The organism is Massiliimicrobium timonense (assembly GCF_002160865.1).
In the GTDB taxonomy this organism is placed as follows: domain Bacteria; phylum Bacillota_I; class Bacilli_A; order Erysipelotrichales; family Coprobacillaceae; genus Allocoprobacillus.
In genome coordinates, this window is sequence record NZ_NFLJ01000040.1 from 20,292 (window position 1) to 27,247 (window position 6,956).

8 protein-coding genes are annotated in these 6,956 nt (G+C 30.8%); 2 read left to right on the top strand and 6 right to left on the bottom strand.

What is annotated here, in order from left to right; translation table 11 throughout:
• Window positions 1-4: 4 nt before the first annotated feature.
• The gene (gene asnA, locus B5E75_RS11985) at window positions 5-1,021 is read left to right on the top strand and encodes an aspartate--ammonia ligase (protein WP_087359534.1); all 1,017 of its coding nucleotides are present in this window, start codon (window positions 5-7) and stop codon (window positions 1,019-1,021) included.
• A gap of 57 nt (window positions 1,022-1,078) precedes the next feature.
• Here the strand turns inward: asnA and B5E75_RS11990 are convergent, their stop codons facing one another.
• The 5 genes from B5E75_RS11990 to B5E75_RS12010 all read right to left on the bottom strand — a co-directional run bounded on the left by B5E75_RS11990 (window position 1,079) and on the right by B5E75_RS12010 (window position 4,410).
• A complete protein-coding gene (locus tag B5E75_RS11990; RefSeq protein WP_087359537.1) occupies window positions 1,079-1,750 on the bottom strand; it encodes an HAD family hydrolase in 672 nt (223 codons plus the stop codon).
• Between the two features lie 123 nt (window positions 1,751-1,873).
• Window positions 1,874-2,644 (bottom strand): hypothetical protein, encoded by a 771-nt coding sequence (locus B5E75_RS11995; RefSeq protein ID WP_087359539.1) that lies wholly within the window; start codon window positions 2,642-2,644, stop codon window positions 1,874-1,876.
• Window positions 2,638-3,336: an ABC transporter ATP-binding protein gene (locus tag B5E75_RS12000; RefSeq protein WP_087296916.1), complete on the bottom strand. Its 699-nt coding sequence runs from the start codon at window positions 3,334-3,336 to the stop codon at window positions 2,638-2,640. The genes B5E75_RS11995 and B5E75_RS12000 overlap by 7 nt, the downstream gene beginning before the upstream one ends.
• Window positions 3,329-3,688, bottom strand: coding sequence for a GntR family transcriptional regulator (locus B5E75_RS12005; protein WP_087359541.1), 360 nt, complete (start codon window positions 3,686-3,688; stop codon window positions 3,329-3,331). Before B5E75_RS12005 ends, B5E75_RS12000 begins: the two co-directional genes overlap by 8 nt.
• 104 nt (window positions 3,689-3,792) lie before the next feature.
• On the bottom strand, window positions 3,793-4,410 hold the full coding sequence (locus tag B5E75_RS12010; RefSeq protein WP_087359543.1) for an NUDIX hydrolase N-terminal domain-containing protein: 618 nt from the start codon (window positions 4,408-4,410) through the stop codon (window positions 3,793-3,795).
• A gap of 155 nt (window positions 4,411-4,565) precedes the next feature.
• Between B5E75_RS12010 and B5E75_RS12015 the strand changes: the two genes are divergently transcribed.
• Window positions 4,566-6,473: an NAD(+) synthase gene (locus tag B5E75_RS12015; RefSeq protein WP_087359545.1), complete on the top strand. Its 1,908-nt coding sequence runs from the start codon at window positions 4,566-4,568 to the stop codon at window positions 6,471-6,473.
• A 43-nt stretch (window positions 6,474-6,516) separates the two neighbouring features.
• On the opposite strand, the gene B5E75_RS12020 is transcribed toward B5E75_RS12015, so the two are convergent.
• On the bottom strand, window positions 6,517-6,882 hold the full coding sequence (locus B5E75_RS12020; RefSeq protein ID WP_087359547.1) for a hypothetical protein: 366 nt from the start codon (window positions 6,880-6,882) through the stop codon (window positions 6,517-6,519).
• Window positions 6,883-6,956: the final 74 nt, after the last annotated feature.

Below are 6,956 nucleotides of genomic sequence, written 5' to 3' on the forward strand. Positions count from 1 at the left end.
AACTATGAGCCATATAATCATACCTAAAGACTATAAGCCACATCTTAATTTAATCGAAACAGAAGTAGCTATTAAAATGATTAAAGATACATTTGAAAGAAGACTTGCTGAACAACTTCGTTTAACACGTGTTTCAGCACCACTGTTTTTATTAAAAAATACAGGTTTAAATGATGATTTAAATGGTATCGAAAAACCAGTATCATTTACATCTTTTGAACTTAATCATAACGATGAAATAGAAATCATTCATTCTTTAGCCAAATGGAAAAGAGATGCTTTATATCGTTATGGTTTTGAACAACATACAGGTTTATATACAGATATGAATGCAATTAGAAAAGATGAAGAATTAGACAATATTCATTCCATGTATGTAGATCAATGGGATTGGGAAATGGTCATTTCCCGTGCTGATCGTACTTTAGACTATTTTAAAGCTATTGTTTCAAAGATTTACAATGCTTTGTTAGATGTTGAATTTTTAATGATTAGACATTATCCTCAACTCGGTGAATCTATCTTACCAGATGAAATCTATTTTATCACTTCTCAAGAGTTAGAAGATCTCTATCCTCAACTCACACCTAAAGAAAGAGAAAAAGAAATTGTCCGTGCTAAAAAAGCAGTTTGTATTATGCAAATTGGTGATTTATTAAAATCTGGTCAAAAACATGATGGACGAGCACCAGATTATGATGACTGGAAATTAAATGGTGATATTCTTGTCTATAATACACAACTTGATGATGCATTAGAAATCTCAAGTATGGGTATTCGTGTGGATGAAAAAGCATTAAAAGAACAATTAGAAAAAGCAAATGCTTTAGAACGTTTATCTTTACCTTTCCATCAAAATGTAATCAATCATGTTCTTCCATTAAGTATTGGTGGTGGAATTGGTCAAAGTCGTTTATGTATGTTCTTTTTAAGAAAAGCTCATATTGGTGAAGTTCAAGCTTCTTTATGGGATGAAGAAACTATGAAATTATGTCAAGAAAATCAAATTCATTTATTATAAAAGCATTCCTTTTATTGGGAATGCTTTTTCATAAATTCAAATGATATAGTGAATGGATTATTTCTTTGACTCGTTTTTGCTTTTTTCTAATAAATCAATAACATCTAACAATGAAGAAAAAATACCACTAGCCTTTTGAACATATTCTTCATGAGGATATTTTAAATCTGGAATACAATAAACTGGAATATGTGCATCATAGGCTGCTTGGATACCTGCTTCACTATCTTCTAAGACAATAGCTTCTTGTGGGGATACACCAAGTTTTTCACAGGCTTTTAAGAAAATATCTGGAAATGGTTTCCCTCTTTTGACATCTGGACCATAAACCATAACATCAAAATCATCTATCATATGATGTGTTTCAAGCATTTGATTTGCTCTAGAAGCCAGACTAGATGTAGCAAGAGCAATTTTATAATGATGTTTATGTAAATAATCTAATAGCTCTTTAGCTCCTTTTTTTAATTGAACACCTTCTTTTTGTAATAATTGAACTTCTAACTGATGAAAATATTGAAACTTTTCTTCAATATCATAATCCAGATGATAATGTTCCTTAATAAACTGTAAAGAGACTTTCAATTGCTTCCCTGGATAATCTTTGACATAATCATCCATAGTAAAAGTATACCCATAACTTTCAATTAACTGTTTATAACATTTATATGAAATGACTTCACTATCAATCAAAAGCCCATCCATATCAAAAATAACTGCCTTTAACATAACCATCCTCCTCAACTTTATGTTTATCTTATTACAAAACACTTGAAAAGAAAAGATTCTTACAGAAACAGAAAAAATTTTCTCAGACAAAAAATACCCCTTCACTCATGAAGAGGTATTCTTTTATTCAATTTCAATATGATAATCTAAAATATAGACTGTGACGAAAGTTAAAATCACATTGAAAAATAGATCAATGAACATAAACGTAATTGGAATTCCATACCATTCAAAAGATGCGATACTCATACCTGATAAAACAAATTGTATCCATGAGAAAATAATTCCCAAAACTATCCATATACAAATCCCGACAGCCAAACGATGATGACGACATAAAGCTGTATGTGCTAACGTTAAAGCAAAATAAATAGATATAATAAGCGCATATGTTTCTACAATCATATAAATAAGACTTAATAATGATTCACCAGGCTGATTCATGAACATCTGTCCTAATCCTTTGAACACTTCTGGAATTCCCTGAAAAATCTGCATGATTGACATATTATGTGTCAACAATGACATCATAACTCCCATCAATAAAACCCCAAACATCAATGCAATTCCACCAAGAATAAGCCATACAAATGAAACAATAAGCTTAGAAATAATTAACTGCAAAGATGATACAGGTAAAGTCAATGTCAGATAAGCTGGTCTTTTAAACATAGAATGATAATAATGTGTAAAAATACTGACAAATAATGCAATACTAATTCCCATAACTAAAACTGTAAATCCAAAAGCCATCATAAAGCTTAAAATAGGAATATCTGGAATTAGTCCTTCTGTAAAAAATGGCAATAATAAACATGCACCCCAGAAAACACAAAACGAGATGAAAAAGGAACGCATAGAATGAATAAATTCATATTTCATTAATTTTAACATTTGAATTCCTCCTTAAAAATATCATTAATAGAAGCTTGTCTTTTCATTCTTAAGTCCTCACTATTTTCATGTAAGATAATTTCACCATTTTTAATAAAGATCACTTCATCAAATATTTTTTCAATATCCGCAATCAAATGTGTTGATAATAAAACAAGTGCATCTTCAGCATAATTATTTAAAATAGTATCTAAAATAAGTTCTCTTGCAGCTGGATCAATACCACCTAATGGTTCATCTAAAATATAAATCTTTGCTTTTCTAGACATAACCAATATCAACTGAAACTTCTCTTTCATTCCTTTTGATAATTCTTTAATCTTCACTTTCTTTTCAATATCCATTCTTTCCATTAAAGATAATGCCTTATTCAAATCAAAATCATCATACATATCAACAAATAAATTCAATGCATCACTGGTTGTCATCCAGTTTTCAAAATAAGGTTCATCTGGTAAATAAGAAATGATTTTTTTAGAATGAATACCTATAGCTTGCTGATCAATTTGAACATCTCCATCATATTCTTTCAATAAACCATTTAAAACTTTAATCAGTGTTGTTTTCCCGCTTCCATTAGGTCCAAGTAAACCCACAATCTGTCCACCATGTAAAGTTAAATTCACATCTTTTAAAACTTGTTTCTTTCCATATTTTTTATTTAAATCTTGGATTTTTATAAGTTCACTCATGATTTTCCTCCTTTAAATAAGCAATAATATCTGCTTTTGTAATGCCATAACGCTCCATTTCTTTAACAAACTGTTGAATCGTTTCTTGTATTTTGTTTTGGCGACATGATTCAATAAAATCAATGTCTTCACTAACAAATCTTCCTACTGCCCTTTGTGTCACAATAAATCCCTGATGTTCTAATTCCAAAAAAGCTCTTTGAATGGTATTAGGATTGACTTCCAATCTTGATGCCATCTCTCTGACTGATTCTAATTTATCACCTGGCTGCAACTGCCCACCAAGAATTTTTGATTTGACTTCTTCAACAACCTGTAAATAAATAGGCGTATCTGTTTGAAAATGATTCATAGCCATTCCACCTTACTGTATTAATACACTAATACAGTAACACAGTATAATTCTTTTGTCAATATTCACACACAAAAAAAGATAGCTTTTCACTATCTCTTATATCAATCAAATAAAGTTTTCCAATTAGGATGACGATAGGCCTCAAAATACATATGAATTTGTTCTTCATTGTTTTTCTCAGTAGAAAGCTCAAGTAAATGATCTTCATCAAAATATTTAGATTCTACTGTTTCTACATTTTTCTCAAACTTTCCACCTATTTCATAACAAAGCACAAAAATTTTACAAACGCCATAAGCATAAATTGGAACATTATGTTGAGCACGATCTTGCACAGCGATAATTCTATCAGCGATCACATCTAAACCAGCTTCTTCTTTCACTTCTTTTATTGTATTCTGTTTAACTGATAAGTTCACATCTACCCATCCACCAGGAAGTGACCATTTTCCATTATTTTCTTTTACCAAAAGAATTTGATTATCTTTAAAAATAGCTGCACGTGTATCTAATTTAGGTGTCTGATATCCACTTTCATTACAAAATAAATCTTTCACTTTTTCTAAAGGAATATCATTTTGATACGCCATGATTTCAGCCGATATTTCTCTTATACGTTCATATCTTTCCTGATCGTAAACATCATGACCATAAGTTAATCCTGCTTGTGCCAGACTTTGTAATTCAATAGCCCAATCCACCCATTTTTTATTATTCATTTTTTCCACCTCTTTATTTTTATTATATCTTATTATATCTTTCATGACTACCCATCCAATGAAAAATACAATACCTACACATGATGACTTTTTGATCAATAAATGCTAAGATATAAATATCTTTTTTATATAATCAATTAAATGGAGGAATATTCATGAAAGATGGATTTATAAGAGTAGGTTGTGCAAATTTTGAAGTATCGTTAGGTCAAGTTCAACACAATGCACAAAAAATCATATCTTATGTTAAAGAAGCCAATGAAAAACATATCAAAATTCTTGTTTTTCCAGAGCTTTGTTTAACTGGATATACAATTGAAGATTTATTTTATCAAAAACGTGTTTTAAACGAAGTCAACAAACAAATCACTACTATATGTGAACAGACAAAAGATTTAGATATATTGTTTACTTTTGGTTGTCCAATGGTTTTGAAAAACAAACTTTATAACTGTGCCATAACAGTATGTCATGGAGATATATTAGGTGTTGTTCCTAAAACATATATCCCTACATATCATGAGTTTTATGAAGGACGTCATTTTGCCAGTGCTTTAGACAATGATGAAGTCATTACAATCAATGGTCAGACTTATCCATTTTCTTCACGTTTATTATTTGAATGTCAGAGTCATCCTGAATTAAAAATCGGTATTGAAATCTGTGAAGATTTATGGGCACCTTTACCACCAAGTACCTTACATTGTTTAAATGGAGCAACATTAATTTTGAATCCTTCTGCCAGCAATGATTTGACATCAAAATCAGATTATCGTCGTCTATTGGTCACTTCTCATAGTGCCAGACTTATTTGTGGCTATGCTTATTGCAATGCTGGATTAGGTGAGTCTTCTACTGATGTTGTTTTTAGTAATCATCATTTGATTGCTGAAAATGGAAGTCTTTTAGCTCAATCTCAACAATATAGTGAAGGTATCATCTTTGCTGATATGGATATGGAAAAAATAGTAAGTGAACGTGTGGAAATGACAACTTATGATAATCGTCAGGATCATTATCAGATCATACCTTTTTCATTACAGGATGAAGATATTGAACTGACACGCACATATGATCCACATCCTTTTGTACCAAGCAATAAGGATCAACGTGCAATGCGTTGTCAGGAAGTTTTTGATATTCAAATTCATGGTTTGATTCAAAGATTAAAAGCTGCACATATTAAAAAAGTCGTCATTGGGATTTCAGGTGGTTTAGATTCTACCCTTGCATTACTTGTTGCTAATATGGCTTATCAAAAATTAGGATATCCATCTCAGGATATTATCGCAGTGACAATGCCATGTTTTGGAACAACATCTCGTACTAAAAACAATGCTTTAAAAATGATGGAAGAATTAAATGTCACTTCCTTCACAGTGGATATTGGGGATGCTGTTAAGCAGCATTTCAAAGATATTCATCATGACGAAAATATTCATGATGTCACCTATGAAAACTGTCAAGCAAGAGAACGTACACAAGTTTTAATGGATATCGCCAATCAAGAGGGTGGCATTGTCATTGGAACTGGTGATTTATCAGAAGTGGCTTTAGGATGGTCTACATATAACGGTGACCATATGAGCATGTATGCTGTTAATGTTTCTGTTCCTAAAACACTTGTTAGATATTTAGTTGATTATGTTTCTTCTTTGTATGCTGGAAAACCCCTTCATGATACATTACAGGATATTTTAAATACTCCTGTTTCACCAGAACTTTTACCAGCAAAAGATAATGAAATTGTTCAAAAAACAGAAGATATCGTTGGTCCTTATGAACTGCATGATTTCTTCTTATATCATCATGCCAGATTCCACTATGAACCAAGAAAACTTTATCGTATTGCCTGTCATACTTTTAAGGAACAATATGATAAGCAAACCATTAAAAAATGGCTTACAACATTCTATCGCCGTTTCTTTACTCAACAATTTAAACGTTCATGTATTCCAGATGGTCCAAAAGTTGGTAGCGTCGCTTTATCTCCTCGTGGGGATTTACGAATGCCTAGTGATGCCAATGTGGAATTATGGTTAAAAGAATGTGAATGTCTATAGAAAAAACCTGATAATAAATCAGGTTTTTTACATATATAAACATTTAATCATGATTTTGATAAATCACAGTATAATGATTTGAGTTATCTAAATGGTATTGTCGTATTTCTCGAATATGATGATTTGAATTGTCAATTTCATATAGATATCCAGAATTTTCACCCGATAATAAAGAATAATACGCTTCGATTCTATAAATACCGGGTTCTATTTCTTCTAATTTTGCTTCTTTAAAATATCCCATTGAAGTTCCTGAACTCATTTCTATGACAATCTGTTCATTGAAAACTTGAACATCTTCTTGCTGAACTTCAACAAGATAAGTTGTTTTCCAATCTAAAAAAAGTAAAGCAACAATCAAAACAAATAAACCTATAATCAAATAGACAATCTTTTTTGCTTTTAACATTTTCATCCCTCTTTATCTACATCATACTTAACAATTCTTATATACGATTTTTCCAATATTGCACTACTGAAACT